The organism is Pinirhizobacter sp., from assembly GCF_036499745.1.
Taxonomy (GTDB): domain Bacteria; phylum Pseudomonadota; class Gammaproteobacteria; order Xanthomonadales; family Rhodanobacteraceae; genus Pinirhizobacter.
In genome coordinates, this window is sequence record NZ_DASYDG010000056.1 from 1 (window position 1) to 14,358 (window position 14,358).

Here is a 14,358-nt window from a genome sequence, read left to right on the forward strand (position 1 = left end):
CACGTACATGTGGATGGTCCAGAAGGCCGCCATCGCGAACACATGGGCCACCACCAGCAACACCGCCCACAAGCGCTTGCGCTCGTCGCTCACGGCCGCGTCGTAGACCAGTGCATGCAGGTACACCACCAGCAGGCCGGCCAGCATGACCACTACCGAGATACACGCACCTAGCACCGGTCCCTGCCCGAATTCGGCAAGAAGCCCGCGCGGAGACATGTCACCCGTGGCCACGAGGCCGCCAAAGAGCACCAACACCCAGGCCAGGCAGAATCCCGTGGCAATACCTAGGCTGACGATTTCCTTCCTGGAATACATGCTGCCTTTCCGGCTGACGGCCACTGTCGGAGAAATCTTCCAAGAATCCCAGCGAAGGCCCTAAGGGACCTAAGCTGCCATGAGGCTTTGTAGGCCTGCAAGTCGTAATTATTCGTAGGTCTTCGACGGGCCGTTTTCGTTCTTGTCCATCGGAGTGAAAACCGGCTTGTCCCAACCGCCCTTCACCGTGTAACGCTTGCCTGAGGCCTTGTTCAGGCCACGCCCAAGCAATCCCTGCACGGCGAAGCCTGCCGCCGCCCCGACCGGTCCGGCAGCCAGGGCACCTACCACCGGCAGGCTGTTCCCCAGATGGGGTACTACCAGCACCTGCTGGTCATAGTCTCGAGTACGCAGTCCGGTACGGCCGGTGATGGTGATATCCGCGGCCGGGCCACGAATCTGCAGGTTGTTGGTGGAGGCGTTGCCATCGGCCAGGTTGAAATCGCCCTTTATCGAATCGAACGACAGGCCTTTACCTAGCACGTCACCGAAATCCAGCGACAGCCGCCGCGGAAGCTCCGACAGCGACACCAGACCGAACAGACGTCCCACACCCGGCTGCACCTCGGGTATTCGCCCCTTGGCCACGTTCACCCGGAGTTGGCCGTTCATGTTGGCAAGCGTCAGCGCCGACGGGCCACCGTCCCAGCTGGCGTCGAGCCGCGCCTGGGTGCGTCCGCCTTCGAACAGGCCGCCGAAACCCAGGGCGTCGAGCATGCCGCCAAGATTCTCGGCGGCGAAATCCATCGCCAGGTGCGTGCGGCTGGCCGTGGCGTTGCCATCCCAATCGCCGCTGGCGGTGACCTGGATGCTGTTCGACTGGCTGCGCAACTGGTCGATGTGCATGCCTTTGTCGGTGGGCCAGGTTTCCAGGCGGGCTTCGCCGAGCTTGGCATCGCCCAGCCGCAGGTCACCGATAAAAAGATGCAGCGGCGGCACGCTGGCGGGCGCGATGCCGGGCTCGACGGGCTTGGGCACCGGCGGCGCGGCCGCTGTAGCGCCTGAAGCGTCGGCTGGTGACGCTACCGATGGCGCGGGTGCCTTGGCCCCGGACTTGCCCCTGGCGGTAGCGGTATCGTCGCGTGGCCAGTAGACGCGCGGCAGGCGTGCGGTCACGCCGCGACGGGTGAGGTCGCTCGATGGCACGTCGAAGCTGCCGGCGAGGTTCGGGCTGTCCACGGTGATCTTCAGCGCATCGGTGCCGGGAGTAGCCACCAGGTGCATCTGACCGAAGTCCTGGCCGAATACCAGCGCGTGATCGGCGTTGACGTCGATGCCATCCAGCCCTGGGCCCTGACCGCCACCGCTGAAGCCGGTGGCATATTGCACCCATCCGGAAACATCCACCACGTCGCCGTGGCCGGTAAAGCGCATGCCCCTGCCCGGCAGCGTGGTGGGCATGGTGGTGCCCAGGTTGAAGGTGGCGGCGAACGGCGGACCCTTGTCCGCACCAAGGCGCATGCGTGCGCGCACCGCATCACCCAACGCCAGTTGGAGTTCAGCGCCGTCGGTCGGCAGGCGCAGGTCCACGCTGATCGGCAACGCCGTGTCGGCCTTCTTCTTCGCAGGTGCCGGCAGCTTCAGCTCGATGCCGCGAAGGTCCGAGCTTACGTGTAGTGCCTGCGTGGTCTTGTCGTTGCCTGCCCGCGACACATCGAAGCCGACGTTGAAGCTGGCGCGACCATTGGCCAGGTCGCCGAGCCACTTGATGTTGTCGTAACCGGCGACGAGTTCGGTGACGGAAAAATCACCTTGCAGGCGTGCGTTGAAGATCTTGTCCGGATCGTTCGTGCCATCGGCCACGCCCAGGGTAAGGGTGGCCGGGCGGTCGCGGTAGGTCGTCTGCAGTGGACCGGCCTTCATGCCCTTGCCGTCGAAGACGAGGGGGCCGGTGAGTTTGCCGAGCCTGAATCCCCAGGCATCGGCCACGAGGTCGGCGCCCTTGAGCGCGGCGGTGCCCTGCAGGTTGAAATCCTCGCCTTTCTTCAGCGGCATCAACAGACGGAAACCGAAACTGGCGTCGCCGCCGAGCTTGAGCTTGTCCAGTGTGTCGGCGCTATTGCGTCCCACCGGACTGTTGCGGACGAAATCCAGTAACGATGCCGCTGAACTGCTTCCGGAAGCGCTCAGATCGAGCACCGAATCGGCGAAGTCGGCGATGGTGGCCTGCGCCTTCTCCGTACGCACCTGGCGTGCCTGGCCGGATGTCACATCCACCTGCATGCCGTTGTCGACGAAGCTCGCCACGGCGTTGACGTGTTCGGCTGCAGGCCAGCTGTCGCTGTAGTTGAGGTTGAGGTCGCGAAGCACGGCGCGGCCCTCGAAACGACCTTCATTCCCTTTGAAGGGCCAGTCGGCCAGACTCCCCCGCACCAGCGCCGCGGCCGATTCAATGTGGCCTGAGACCAACGCGCGGTCGAGCCAGCGGATGGTGCCTTCGGGCATCGACCGGTAGGGCCAGAACAGCTTGGCGGCGAGAACCTGCCCACCTGTGATGCTTGCGTAGATATCCAGGAACGGCCGGCCGCCGGCATCGGGGAAAAGAATCTCGCCTCGCGCCTGCCCCGAGAACTGCTCGCCGGTGAAATCGAGCGTATCCACGCCCAGGTGCCAGTTGCCGTCGTCATGCCAGGCAGCGATGTCGCCATCGATGGCCGACATCACGAAGGGCTTGCGAAAGGCGTTGGGAAAAGAAAGCGTGACCGCCTGGCTCGGCAGCTGCAACGCCATCGCGCTGCCATCGCCGCGTACGTCGCCATCGAGGCGGTCGATGCCGGGAAGATTGCCCACCGCATCGATGCCAAGGCCGTGGAAGCTGGCGGCCACCGAGCGCGCGTCGACGTCGTCGCCCCAATGCGCGGTGGCGGTGATGAGTTTGCCTCGTGGCCGGCCCCTGGCCAGCCACGCCGCCACGCCAGGCGGGGTGGAAGGCAACAAGGCGGCCCAGGGCAGCAGCGGCGCAAGATCCACCTCGTGGGCTGCCACATCAAGATTGCCGTGCACGCCGATGGTGAGCGCCAGCACGCCCTTGTCGTCGGCAGCCCAAAGCACATGATCGCCATCGGTGCGGCGCTGGAAATCGACAAGGCCGTGCAGTCCGCTGGTGGTCACCGCCTGGGTAGGCCCATGCATGGCAAGGTTGGCCAGGTCCAGGCGCGCAACGCTGCGCACCACCACGCCGTGGCGCCAGTCGTTCCAGGCCTGGAAACTGCCGGTGCCTGCGCTGACGCCGTAGCCATCGATGTCCAGGTCGCCGACCATGGCCTTGAGGTCGACGTTGTCGCCACGCGCGTAGACTCGCCCGAAGCTGCCGTCGTCGGCGAACAGGCCCACCGCATGCAAGCGGCCGGGGCTACCCACGCGCATCAGGTCGCCGGCGAAATGCAGGCTGCCGCCACGCTTGCGCAGGTGCGCCTGCGGACTGCGCAATTCAAAACGATGGCCGGTAGTTTCATCGAGCAACGACAGGCCGAAATCACTTACCCACAGGTCGGCCGAGAAATTACCCAGCGAAGCCTGCCGTCCACCGCCGGCGCCGAAACCGTCGACATGCCACACGCCCGCGGTGTCACGACGCAACTGCAGGCGCACGCCGCCCAACCGCAGGTTCAGCCAGTTGCGCGAATGCATGAACAGCGCACCGAAGTCGAGCTTGAATTCAGCGGACGGCAAGATCAGCGGTGGGGCGCCATCGGCGCCCTGCAAGGTGACCTGATGTGCCAGCAGCACCGGCCCGGATGGCTGCCAATGCCCTTCCAGGCTTGCAAAGCGGATCTGCCGGTGCAGCCTCTCGCTAAGGATCGTCGCCACGCGTTCGGGATACCGCGCAGCCAGCGGCAGCAACAATTGCCCTAATGCCATCGCCGCGGCGGCAAGGATCAATACACCGGCGACAATCCCGATGAAGGCGAAGCGCAGCTGCCGCCAGCGATGCTGCCAGGGGTGTGTCACCGACGGCACGCCACGGGGCGCGGTCGATCAGAGTAGAACCACATCGAACTGTTCCTGGGAATAATGCTCTTCGGCCTGGAAGCGTATGCTTTTGGAGATGAACTCCTCCAGTTCGGCCACCGCGGCGGACTCTTCCTCGAGGATCCGGCCCACCACCTTGGGGCTGGCCATCACCAGCAGCTTTTCAGCGTTGAACTGGCGAACGGCCCGGGTAATTTCCCGGAAAATTTCATAGGTAACGGTTTCGGCCGTCTTCAGCGTGCCCCTGCCGCTGCAGGTAGGGCACGCTTCGCACAGTTGGCGTTCGAGGCTTTCGGTGGTGCGCTTGCGGGTCATTTCCACCAGTCCCAGCGCCGACATGGGGTACACGGTGGTCTTGGCGTGGTCGCGGGCGAGGCCTTTCTCGAGCATGCGCAGCACCTGGCGCTTGTGTTCCTCATCGATCATGTCGATGAAGTCGATGATGATGATGCCGCCGAGGTTGCGCAGCCGCAGCTGCCGCGAGGCCGCCTGCGCGGCCTCAAGATTCGTACGGTAGACGGTTTCTTCCAGGTTGCGGCTGCCGACATACCCACCGGTGTTGACGTCGACGGTGGTCATCGCCTCGGTCTGGTCGACGATCAGGTACCCACCGGATTTGAGCGGCACCTCCTTGCGCAGGGCGCGCTGGATTTCATCCTCGACGCCATAGAGGTCGAAGATGGGCCTTTCACCGGCGTAGTGCTCGATGCGGTCGTCGAGCACCGGCATGAACTTGTGCACGAACCTTGCGACTTTCTCGAAGGTCTCGCGCGAATCCACCCGCACTTTCTCGATGCCGTCGTTGAGTGAATCGCGCAATGCGCGAAGCGGCAGGGAGAGTTCCTCGTAGACGCGCTCGCCAACCTTGGCCTTGAGGATGTTTTCCTGCACCACACGCCAGACCTTGCCAAGGTAGGTGACATCGAAAGCAAGCGATTCTTCCGATTGACCCTCCGCGTTGGTGCGCACGATGTAGCCGAGCGGTTTTTCCCCCAGCAGGGGAGTAAGGACATCCTTCAGGCGCTGGCGTTCGGATTCATCCTCGATGCGCACCGACACGCCCAGGGTACGGGCCTGCGGCAGCAGCACCAGGTAGCGCGAGGGAATGGAAAGGTGCGTGGACAGGCGCGCGCCCTTGGTGCCGATCGGATCCTTGACCACCTGGACCACGATCTCCTGCCCCTCGTGCACCAGCTCGCTGATGCTGGGCGTGGAACCGCCGTTGCCATTGCCGGCGGCTTCGCCTTCGCCACCGGGCGGTGGCGGCCGTACGATGTCCGAGGCGTGCAGGAATGCGGCCCGGTCCAGGCCGATCTCCACGAACACCGCTTGCATGCCCGGCATGACCCGTTGCACCCGGCCCTTGTACACGTTGCCCACATAGCCGCGCTTGAGGGCGCGTTCGACGTGGACCTCCTGCAGCATGCCGTTTTCGACCACGGCCACGCGGGTTTCGCGGGGGGTGACGTTGATCAGGATTTCTTCACTCACCGCTGGATCCTTCTTTGATCCATCTTTATAGCTGCTGGATCAAGAACCTGTCGATGCAGTAATCCAGCCTGTGCTGCGAAAGGACGCACATCGGTTATTGTCGGCGCCCATGAAACTTCTTCTGGTCGAGGATTCAGACCGCCTGCGCGGCACCTTGTCGCGGGGCCTGGCGTCCGCCGGGTTCACCGTGGACATCGCCGCGGACGGCGTGGAGGCGTTGTCGTTCCTTGCCGCCTACGAATATGAACTCATCGTGCTGGACCTCATGCTGCCTCGCCTGGATGGCCTGGGCGTGCTCAGGGAGCTGCCCCGGAGCGGCCAGCGGCCGGGAGTGATCGTCCTGTCCGCCCGCGACACCGTGGGCGACCGCATCCAGGCCCTGGACGCCGGCGCCGATGACTATCTGGTGAAGCCATTTTCCTTCGATGAACTGCTGGCCCGCCTGCATGCGCTGGCCCGGCGTCCCCGCGAGGCCCAGCCAGCCACGCTGACCCTGGAGGGGCTCAGCGTCGATCCGCGGGCCCGTGAAGCCCGTGTCGACGGCCAGGTGCTGGCCCTGACCCCGCGCGAGTTCGGCATCCTCTCACTGCTGCTGCGGCACCGCGGACGCGCCTTCAGCCGGGTGGAGATCCTCGAGCGCACCGCCGGCAGCGACACCGGCGCATCCGACCGCAGCGTGGAGGTGATGATATTTGGCCTGCGCCGCAAGCTCGCCGAGTCAGGCCTTCCCGCCTTGATCGAAACCCGCCGCGGCGCCGGGTACATCATTCCGTGAAGAGGCCCGCGTCACTGGCATGGCGACTGACCGTGCCGCTGGCGCTGGCGGTATTGCTGGCCATGGGCGCGGTGGCCCTGTTCATGGATCAGCGGGTCGATGGTGAGCTCGAAGCGCGCTTCCGCGACTCGCTGCTGACCCAGGCCCGGGCGTTGACGACGGTAGTGGAGGTCGAGGAAGGCGGTCTGGTGGCGTATTCCGGCGGCACCCAACCGTCACTGCTGGGCGGCGATGCGCCCATTTCCTATGAGCTGCGCTGTGAGGGACTTGCCCCCACGCGCAGCGAACCGGCGCCACCGGCGCCACCGGGATGGCCTGAGCAGGCCACCACCACGCCGCGATTCGACGAACTGGACGCCGCCGACGGCACGCAGACAGTGATGTTCCGTTTCAACGCCCCGGCCCGGGAGAACCGCGGGGTGCGTCCGGACGCCATGTCGCAAGCCGTCCGGGCCTGCAGGCTGCTGGTCAGCCGTCCCCGGCAAGACATTGACCAGCTCCTGTTGACCATGGACTGGATCCTGGCCCTGGGGCCGGTGGTCGCGTCCCTGGCCGTGCTGCTGGTGGTGCCGTGGCTGGTGCGGCGGCGGCTCGCCCCCGTGCGCTCGCTGGCCGAGCGGATGCGCGGCATTGGGCCGCAGGCGCCGGCCAGCCGCCTGCCCGAAGCCGGCGTGATGGAACTGGAGCCCCTGGTGGTCCGCTTCAACGAAGTGCTGGTCCGGATGGACGAGGTGCTCGCCCGCGAACGGCAGTTCGCCAGCGGGCTGGCCCATGAGACACGCACCCGCCTGGCAGAGCTGCGCAGCCTGGTAGACGTGGAGATGCGCTTTCCCAGCGAAAGAAGTCCGCGGGAGGTCATGGCCGAAGTCGGCGCGATCGGCGCGGAGCTCGAGGCCACGGTCACCGCCCTACTGGAACTGACCCGGCTGGAGGCCGGCTTCGAGCCGGCGCGCCGCGAGCCGTTGGACGTCGGTGCATGGCTGGCGCGCACGCTGGCCTTGCACGAGGCCACCATCGACCGTCGCAGGCTGGCACTGGACATTGAAGGTTTCGAACCGGGCGACACGATGATCACCGACCCGGCCTTGCTGGACATGCTGATGGGCAACCTGATCGCCAACGCGGTAAGCCACGCGCCGGAAGGCAGCCGCGTGTTGCTGTCCCGCCAGGGCGCAGCGATGGACGTGGCCAACGATGCGCCCGAGCTCAGCCAGGCCGACATCGGCCAGCTCGGCCACCGCTTCTGGCGCAAACGCACCGGCGAGGCGGGGCATGCAGGCCTCGGAGTGTCCCTGGCGGCTGCGGCCGCGCACGCACTGGGCCGGAATTTAAGCTTCGAACTGGACGAAGCGCACCGCTTGCATGCCCGGGTGCGCTAGCTACGCCGCGCGGCGGATGCCGGCGGCGTGCAGCAGCAGATACGTTTCGTGCAACGGCAATCCCATGACGCCGGTGAAGCTGCCGGAGAGATGTTCGATGAAGGCACCGGCGTGGCCCTGGATGGCATAGGCACCGGCCTTGCCGCGATGCTCACCGGTAGCAAGATAGCCGGCGATGGTGTCGCCATCGAGCGCCATCATGCGCACCTGCGAGGTCGATGTTACCGAGCGGGCGAATTCCGGCCCCACCAGCCATACGGTGGAGATCACCTCGTGCGTGCGGCCGGACAGGCGCCCCAGCATGCCGGCGGCGTCATCGTCGTCGACCGGCTTGCCGAAGACTTCGTCATCCAGCACCACTTCGGTATCGGCAGCCAGCACGAAGTCCATCGACGACACCTTGCCACGACCGGCCACGGCTTTCTCGCCCGATACGCGCGTAACGTACCCCAGCGGTGTTTCGTGTAGCGCACGGGCTTCGGGGATATCCAGGTCCAACGGTTCGAAATCGAAGCCGATCTGTGCCAGTAGCTGCCGGCGGCGCGGCGATTGCGATGCAAGGTAGAGCATGTCAGGCCCGGTGGTAGGGATGGCCGGCCAACAGAGTCGTGGCACGGTACAGTTGCTCGGCCAGCACAAGGCGCACGAGCATGTGTGGAAGGGTAAGCGGACCGAGCGACCAGCGCTGGTCGGCGCGGGCCAGCACCTCGGCTGCGTGGCCATCGGGGCCGCCGATCAGGAAGGCGAGATCGCGCCCGGACATGCGCCATGAGGCCAGTTGCGCTGCGAGCTCTTCGCTCGACCACGTCTTGCCGCGTCCGTCCAGGGCCACAACGTGGGTATCACGCGGCAGCGCGGCCAGGATGGCCACGCCTTCGTCGGCCATCGCGCGGGCATCGTCGCGTCCCTTGCCACGCAAGCCAGGTTTCAGCTCGACGAGCTCCAGTGGGAGGTCGTGTGCCAGGCGCTTGCGGTACTCACCGAAACCTTCGGCCACCCATGCGGGCATGCGTTCGCCAACGGCGATCAGACGCGCCCGCATCAGTGGACCGCGTTAGTCGTTGGCAGCTTCAGCGCCATCGTCGCCAAGCGTCCACAGCCGCTCAAGGCCGTAGAACTCGCGGATACGCGGCAACATGATGTGGACGATGATGTCGCCCAGGTCCACCAGGACCCATTCGGCTTCGACCTGGCCTTCCACGCCCAGCGGCATCACGCCCGCCTCCTTGGCGAACTTGATTACTTCGTCGGCGATGGATTTGACGTGCCGGGCGGAGGTGCCCGAGGCAATCACCAGGGTATCGGCGATCGAGGTTTTGCCCCGCACGTCCAGCTCGCGGACGTCCTTGGCCTTCAGTTCCTCTAGCGCATCGATCACTCGCTTGCGCAGGGTCTCGTTGATGTTGGGGGCGTCGGACGGTTTGCGGTTGGACTTTTGGCTCAAAAGGGCGGACCTCGGGGTAGGTGGGCCGATTATAGCCCCGGCGAGCGGCGCCGGCGAAAGGCCTATAAGGCTTTACATGTAGGGCGCCAGCAGGCCGGGCCGGTCCATCACCCCGGCCGGCAAGAGGTAACGCGGCATGCGCCCGGCCGATAGCTGGTCACGGATGGCAGTGGCCGAGATGTCCAGCGCGGTCACCTCGATGGGGATCACCTGCCCCGCCGGCCCGGCCAGCATTCGCGTGCGCCTGGGCGCGATTTCGTCGGCCAGCTCGTCTTCGAGCACCGGATGTTCGCCCGGCCGGGTAAGCACGCCGACGTGGGCCAGGCCGAAGATTTCACGCCAACGGCTCCAGCGCGGCAGGCCGGCGAAGGCATCGGCGCCCACCAGCAGCACCAGGGGCCGGTCCGGACCGATTTCGCTACGGATCTCGGTAAGCGTGTCCACCGAATAGGACGGGCCGTCCCGCTCCAGTTCGCGCGTATCGAGGCGCAGTACGTCCTGGCCGGCAAGCGCCGCGGCGAGCAGGGCCACCCGCTCCGCCGCCGTTGCGCGCGGCGGAGGGCGGTGGGGCGGCACGTGTGCCGGCACCAGCGCGATCTCCGCGTCGAGCGCCTCGGCCGCTTCCCAGGCCACGCAGAGGTGCCCCAGGTGGACCGGATCAAAGGTGCCGCCCAGGATCGCCAGCGGTCGCATCGGCAGGCTCAGGCCAGGGCCGCCGCTGCGCGCGGCTCGGCGATCGCCGCCACCAGTCGCTCGGCGGCACGCCACGGATCGCCCTGCTCGCGACCCTTGGCCATGCGGTCGATGGCGGCGGCACGGGCCAGGCACGCCAGCCAGTGTTCGCGCGGGGCGCGGCGCAAGGCCTGACGGAAAAGCTGTTCGCGGGCTTGCCAAAGGCGCTCGGCTTTCGCCTGCGAGGCGAAGTCGCGGGCGTTGGCCAGGCGCATGGCCAGCTGCAACTGGTTCACCAGCCAGCCCATCAGGGGGATGAGGTCTTCGCCTTCGGCTTTGAGGCCCGCCAGGATGCGCAAGGCGCGGCCACCGTCACCGGCAAAGGCGGCGTCGGTAAGCTTGAAGGCGTCAAAACGGGCACTGTCGGCCACGTAGCCTTCCATCGCGGCTTCGTCCACGCGTGCGTCACCTGCCAGCACCACCAGCTTGTCGATTTCCTGGGCGGCGGCCAGCAGGTTGCCTTCCACCCGTTCGGCCAGCACAGCCGCGGCGCCTGGTGTGGCCTTTACCCCTCGCGAGGCCAGGCGTGCGCCGATCCAGGAGGCCCACTCGTTCGGCCGCGGCGCATTGAACACCACCTGCACGCCGGCAGCATCCATCGCCTTGCTCCAGGCGCTTTCATGCTTGCTGCTCCATTCGGTGGCGGTGACCAGCAAGGTGGTATCGGCCGGCGGCGCAGCGCAAAAGGCGGTGATCGCCGCCCCGCCTTCTTTGCCGGCACGACCGCTGGGAAGCCGCAGGTCGATCAAACGGCGCGTGGCAAACAGCGACATGCCGGCGCCGGCCCGGGCCAGGTCGTCCCAATCGAAACGCGCGTCGGCTTCCAGCACCTCGCGCTCGTCATACCCCAGGCGCCGGGCCTGGGCTCGCAGGGCGTCGGCGGCCTCGAGTACCAGCAGTTCCTCGCCGGCCAGCAGGTACACCGGAGCCAGCTCGCTGCTCGCTAGCTGCTTTTGCCACTGGCCCGGGCTGAGCGGCATGGTGGCGTCAGTCGGCCTTGGGTGCCGGCGTGGTGGCCGGCTGGATCACCTCCGGGTGTTTCGCCGCGGCTTCCAGGCGGAACAGCATCGACTGCACCATGTCGTCCACCAGGCTGTTCTGCAGCTGTTCGGTCTGCGCAGCCGTACCGATGGTATTGAGCGCGTCGTAGCTGAAGTCGCGCGACATATCGATGCCCCGCTGCGGGATCACCACGTTGCCCTGGCCATCGGAAAGGCTGAAGTCGACGTGGTAGCGCACTGAATATTCAGTGACACGGGCCGAGCCGCCGACGGTGAGCGTCTGTGTGCTGAAGGCGGCCGTGGGCACCTTCAGTTCCGCGATGCCGGTGCCGCCGTGATCGAGCACGGTGGAGCCGGCCAGTTCCAGGGCGCGGCTCAAGCTGCGTTCCAGCTTGCCACCACCGTTTACCGTCAGGTGCACCTGCTTCATCGATTCGGGCAACGCCGCACTTCGGCGCAGATGAAAACCGCAGGCCGACAGGGCGGCCAGGGCGACGAGCAACAGCGGGAGGCGGAGCATGCGGGGCATGGAAATCATCCTGCGACGATGTTGACGATCTTGCCCGGGACCACGATCACCTTGCGGATGGTGAGCCCCTCGAGCTGTTTGGCCACGGCCGGGTCGGCCTTCGCCGCGGCCTCGGCGTCTTCCTTCGAAGCCGCCGCCGGCACTTCGATGGTACCGCGAAGCTTGCCATTGACCTGTACGGCCAGGGTCAGCGAGTCGCGGACCATGGCGGCCGGGTCGGCCACCGGCCAGGTTTGGTCTTCCAGCAGGGTTTCCGCGTGACCCAGCAGCTGCCACAGGGCATGGCTGGCATGCGGGGTGAACGGGTTGATCAGAAGCACCACGGCGGTGAGCGTTTCCTGGCGCACGGCGCGGCCCTGCGGTGTCGAGTCGTCGAATTTGGCCAGGGCGTTCATCAGTTCCATCAGCGCGGCGATGGCCGTATTGAACGATTGCCGGCGGCCAATGTCGTCGCCGACCTTGGCGATGGTCTCGTGAAGCTGCCGGCGCATGGTTTTCTGCGCGCCGTCGAGCGCGGCAACATCAAGCGCGGGCGCGTCGCCGACATCGGCATGGGCCTGCATTTCGCGCCACAAGCGGCGCAGGAAGCGGCTCATGCCTTCCACGCCGGCCTCGTTCCATTCCAGCGACTGGTCCGGGGGCGCTGCGAACATCGAGAACAGGCGCACGGTGTCGGCGCCGTACTTGCCCACCATCGATTGCGGATCCACGCCGTTGTTCTTCGACTTGGACATCTTCTCGATACCGCCGATGTGTACCGGCGCGCCGTCTTCGCGCAGGGTTGCGCCGGTGATGCGGCCGCGCTCGTCGCGCAGAACGTCGACGTCGATCGGGTTGTACCAGTGCTTGCCGCCGTTGGCTTCGTCGCGACAGAAGGTTTCGGCCACCACCATGCCCTGCGTGAGCAGGTTGGTCACCGGCTCATCACTCTTGACCATGCCCTCATCGCGCATGAGGCGGTGATAGAAGCGGAAATACAGAAGATGCAGGATCGCGTGCTCGATACCACCGACGTATTGATCGGCCGGCATCCAGTAATTGACGCGGTCATCCACCATGGCTTGAGCACCGGGGCTGGTATAGCGCGCCACGTACCAACTCGATTCCATGAAGGTATCGAAGGTATCGGTTTCGCGCTCGGCCGGGCCGCCGCAGGCTGGGCACGTGGTTTTGCGCCATTCCGGGTCGGCCTTGATCGGCGACACCACGCCGCTGAAGGCGACATCCTGGGGCAATACCACGGGCAGCTGGTCTTCGGGCACGGGTACATCGCCGCACGCGGGACAGTGGATCACAGGGATCGGGCAGCCCCAGTAGCGCTGGCGGCTCACGCCCCAGTCGCGCAGGCGCCAGTTCACGCGGCGCTGGCCCAGGTGCGAGGCTTCGAGCCTGGCGGCAAGGAATTCGAATGCTTCGCGGTTGGTCTTGCCGTCCAGATCGCCGGAGTTCACCACGCGCATGTCGCTGCGCGTTTTATCGCTGTACCAGTCATGCCATTGCTTCGGATCGAAGGTTTCCCCTTCTACCGCGATCACCTGGCGGATCGGCAGGCCGTACTTGTTGGCGAATTCAAAATCGCGCTCGTCGTGGCCTGGCACCGCCATCACGGCACCGGTGCCGTAGCCCATCAGCACGAAGTTGGCCACCCAAACGGGTATTTCATCGCCCGTTACCGGATGTACGGCCTTTACGCCGGTATCCATGCCGCGCTTTTCCTGGGTTTCAAGCTCCGCCTCGGACACGCCGCCCTGGCGCATGTCCGCCAGGAATGCGGCAAGAACAGGGTTCGACTGCGCGGCCTTCTGCGCGAGAGGGTGCTCGCCGGCGATGGAAACGAAGGTCGCGCCCATCAGCGTATCGGGGCGGGTGGTGAACACGGTGAGCGGCTCCGCTTCGCCCGGCACCGGGAACTGGATATCCAGGCCCTCGCTGCGGCCGATCCAGTTGCGCTGCATGGTCTTCACCGCGTCCGGCCAGCCGGGCAAGGTATCCAGGCCATCGAGCAACTGCTGTGCGTAGTCGGTGATGCGCAGGAACCACTGCGGAATCTCGCGCTTTTCCACCAGTGCGCCCGAACGCCAGCCGCGGCCGTCGATCACCTGCTCGTTGGCCAGCACCGTGTGGTCGACCGGATCCCAGTTCACCACCGCGTTGCGGCGATAGGCAATGCCCTTCTTCATCAACCGGGTGAACATCAACTGTTCCCAGCGGTAGTAGTCCGGATCGCAGGTGGCGAATTCGCGGGTCCAGTCGTAGGCGAAGCCCAGGCGCTTCAACTGCTCGCGCATGTGGTCGATGTTCTGGTACGTCCACTTCGCCGGTGCCGTCTTGTTCTTGATGGCGGCGTTTTCGGCGGGAAGACCGAAGGCGTCCCAGCCCATCGGCTGCAGCACGTTCTTGCCCAGCATGCGCTGGTAGCGGCTGATCACGTCGGAGATGGTGTAGTTGCGCACGTGACCCATGTGCAGCGCACCGGATGGGTACGGCAGCATGGAAAGGCAATAATATTTCTCGCGGGAAGGGTCTTCCTTCACCTCGTAGGCGCGCTGCTCGTTCCAGAAGCGTTGCGCGCCTTCTTCCACGGCGGCCGGGTGATAGCTTGCCGCTTCGCGGGGCGCCTGGTCAGTGTCGTGCTGCATGGATATCCGTACCGGTAAAGCGGGGTGGGTCAACGCGACAGGTTAGCCCAAGCCCGGCCTGCTTCGCCATGGCCAGGG

Annotated in this window: 12 protein-coding genes; 2 read left to right on the top strand and 10 right to left on the bottom strand. The window is 66.0% G+C overall.

Features of this window, described 5'->3' with window-relative positions; genetic code table 11:
* From VGM61_RS18000 to rng, 3 genes are all read right to left on the bottom strand, one after another.
* Positions 1-318: hypothetical protein (locus VGM61_RS18000; RefSeq protein ID WP_331524284.1), on the bottom strand; the 318-nt coding region annotated here is incomplete at its 3' end.
* A 108-nt stretch (positions 319-426) separates the two neighbouring features.
* Entirely contained in the window at positions 427-4,269 is a 3,843-nt protein-coding gene (locus VGM61_RS18005; protein WP_331524285.1) for a YhdP family protein, read from the bottom strand.
* A gap of 27 nt (positions 4,270-4,296) precedes the next feature.
* Positions 4,297-5,781, bottom strand: coding sequence for a ribonuclease G (gene rng / locus VGM61_RS18010; RefSeq protein ID WP_331524286.1), 1,485 nt, complete (start codon positions 5,779-5,781; stop codon positions 4,297-4,299).
* Positions 5,782-5,890: 109 nt separating this feature from the next.
* Here rng and VGM61_RS18015 point away from each other — a divergent pair, with 109 nt between their 5' ends.
* Positions 5,891-6,556 carry a response regulator transcription factor gene (locus VGM61_RS18015; RefSeq protein ID WP_331524287.1) on the top strand — a complete coding sequence of 222 codons (666 nt, stop codon included), beginning with the start codon at positions 5,891-5,893 and terminating at the stop codon, positions 6,554-6,556.
* Positions 6,553-7,935, top strand: a complete 1,383-nt coding sequence (locus tag VGM61_RS18020) for a sensor histidine kinase (protein WP_331524289.1) — start codon at positions 6,553-6,555, stop codon at positions 7,933-7,935. Before VGM61_RS18015 ends, VGM61_RS18020 begins: the two co-directional genes overlap by 4 nt.
* Here the strand turns inward: VGM61_RS18020 and VGM61_RS18025 are convergent, their stop codons facing one another.
* From VGM61_RS18025 to leuS, 7 genes are all read right to left on the bottom strand, one after another.
* A complete protein-coding gene (locus VGM61_RS18025) occupies positions 7,936-8,505 on the bottom strand; it encodes a Maf family protein (protein ID WP_331524290.1) in 570 nt (189 codons plus the stop codon).
* Between the two features lies 1 nt (position 8,506).
* Positions 8,507-8,977 (bottom strand): 23S rRNA (pseudouridine(1915)-N(3))-methyltransferase RlmH, encoded by a 471-nt coding sequence (rlmH, locus tag VGM61_RS18030; protein WP_331524291.1) that lies wholly within the window; start codon positions 8,975-8,977, stop codon positions 8,507-8,509.
* 12 nt (positions 8,978-8,989) lie between these two features.
* Entirely contained in the window at positions 8,990-9,337 is a 348-nt protein-coding gene (gene rsfS / locus VGM61_RS18035) for a ribosome silencing factor (protein ID WP_250625906.1), read from the bottom strand.
* Between the two features lie 114 nt (positions 9,338-9,451).
* The gene (gene nadD / locus VGM61_RS18040) at positions 9,452-10,072 is read right to left on the bottom strand and encodes a nicotinate-nucleotide adenylyltransferase (RefSeq protein WP_331524292.1); all 621 of its coding nucleotides are present in this window, start codon (positions 10,070-10,072) and stop codon (positions 9,452-9,454) included.
* An 8-nt stretch (positions 10,073-10,080) separates the two neighbouring features.
* Positions 10,081-11,091 carry a DNA polymerase III subunit delta gene (gene holA, locus VGM61_RS18045; protein ID WP_331524294.1) on the bottom strand — a complete coding sequence of 337 codons (1,011 nt, stop codon included), beginning with the start codon at positions 11,089-11,091 and terminating at the stop codon, positions 10,081-10,083.
* A 7-nt stretch (positions 11,092-11,098) separates the two neighbouring features.
* Entirely contained in the window at positions 11,099-11,641 is a 543-nt protein-coding gene (gene lptE, locus VGM61_RS18050) for an LPS assembly lipoprotein LptE (RefSeq protein ID WP_331524295.1), read from the bottom strand.
* A 5-nt stretch (positions 11,642-11,646) separates the two neighbouring features.
* On the bottom strand, positions 11,647-14,280 hold the full coding sequence (gene leuS, locus VGM61_RS18055) for a leucine--tRNA ligase (RefSeq protein ID WP_331524296.1): 2,634 nt from the start codon (positions 14,278-14,280) through the stop codon (positions 11,647-11,649).
* Positions 14,281-14,358 lie beyond the last annotated feature (78 nt).

Coding starts and splice junctions, on each gene's coding strand:
- VGM61_RS18015 (WP_331524287.1), top strand. CDS start 5,891: ATGAAACTTCTTCTGGTCGAGGATTCAGACCGCCTGCGCGGCACCTTG.
- VGM61_RS18025 (WP_331524290.1), bottom strand. CDS start 8,505: ATGCTCTACCTTGCATCGCAATCGCCGCGCCGCCGGCAGCTACTGGCA.
- rlmH (WP_331524291.1), bottom strand. CDS start 8,977: ATGCGGGCGCGTCTGATCGCCGTTGGCGAACGCATGCCCGCATGGGTG.
- nadD (WP_331524292.1), bottom strand. CDS start 10,072: ATGCGACCGCTGGCGATCCTGGGCGGCACCTTTGATCCGGTCCACCTG.
- holA (WP_331524294.1), bottom strand. CDS start 11,091: ATGCCGCTCAGCCCGGGCCAGTGGCAAAAGCAGCTAGCGAGCAGCGAG.
- lptE (WP_331524295.1), bottom strand. CDS start 11,641: ATGCCCCGCATGCTCCGCCTCCCGCTGTTGCTCGTCGCCCTGGCCGCC.
- leuS (WP_331524296.1), bottom strand. CDS start 14,280: ATGCAGCACGACACTGACCAGGCGCCCCGCGAAGCGGCAAGCTATCAC.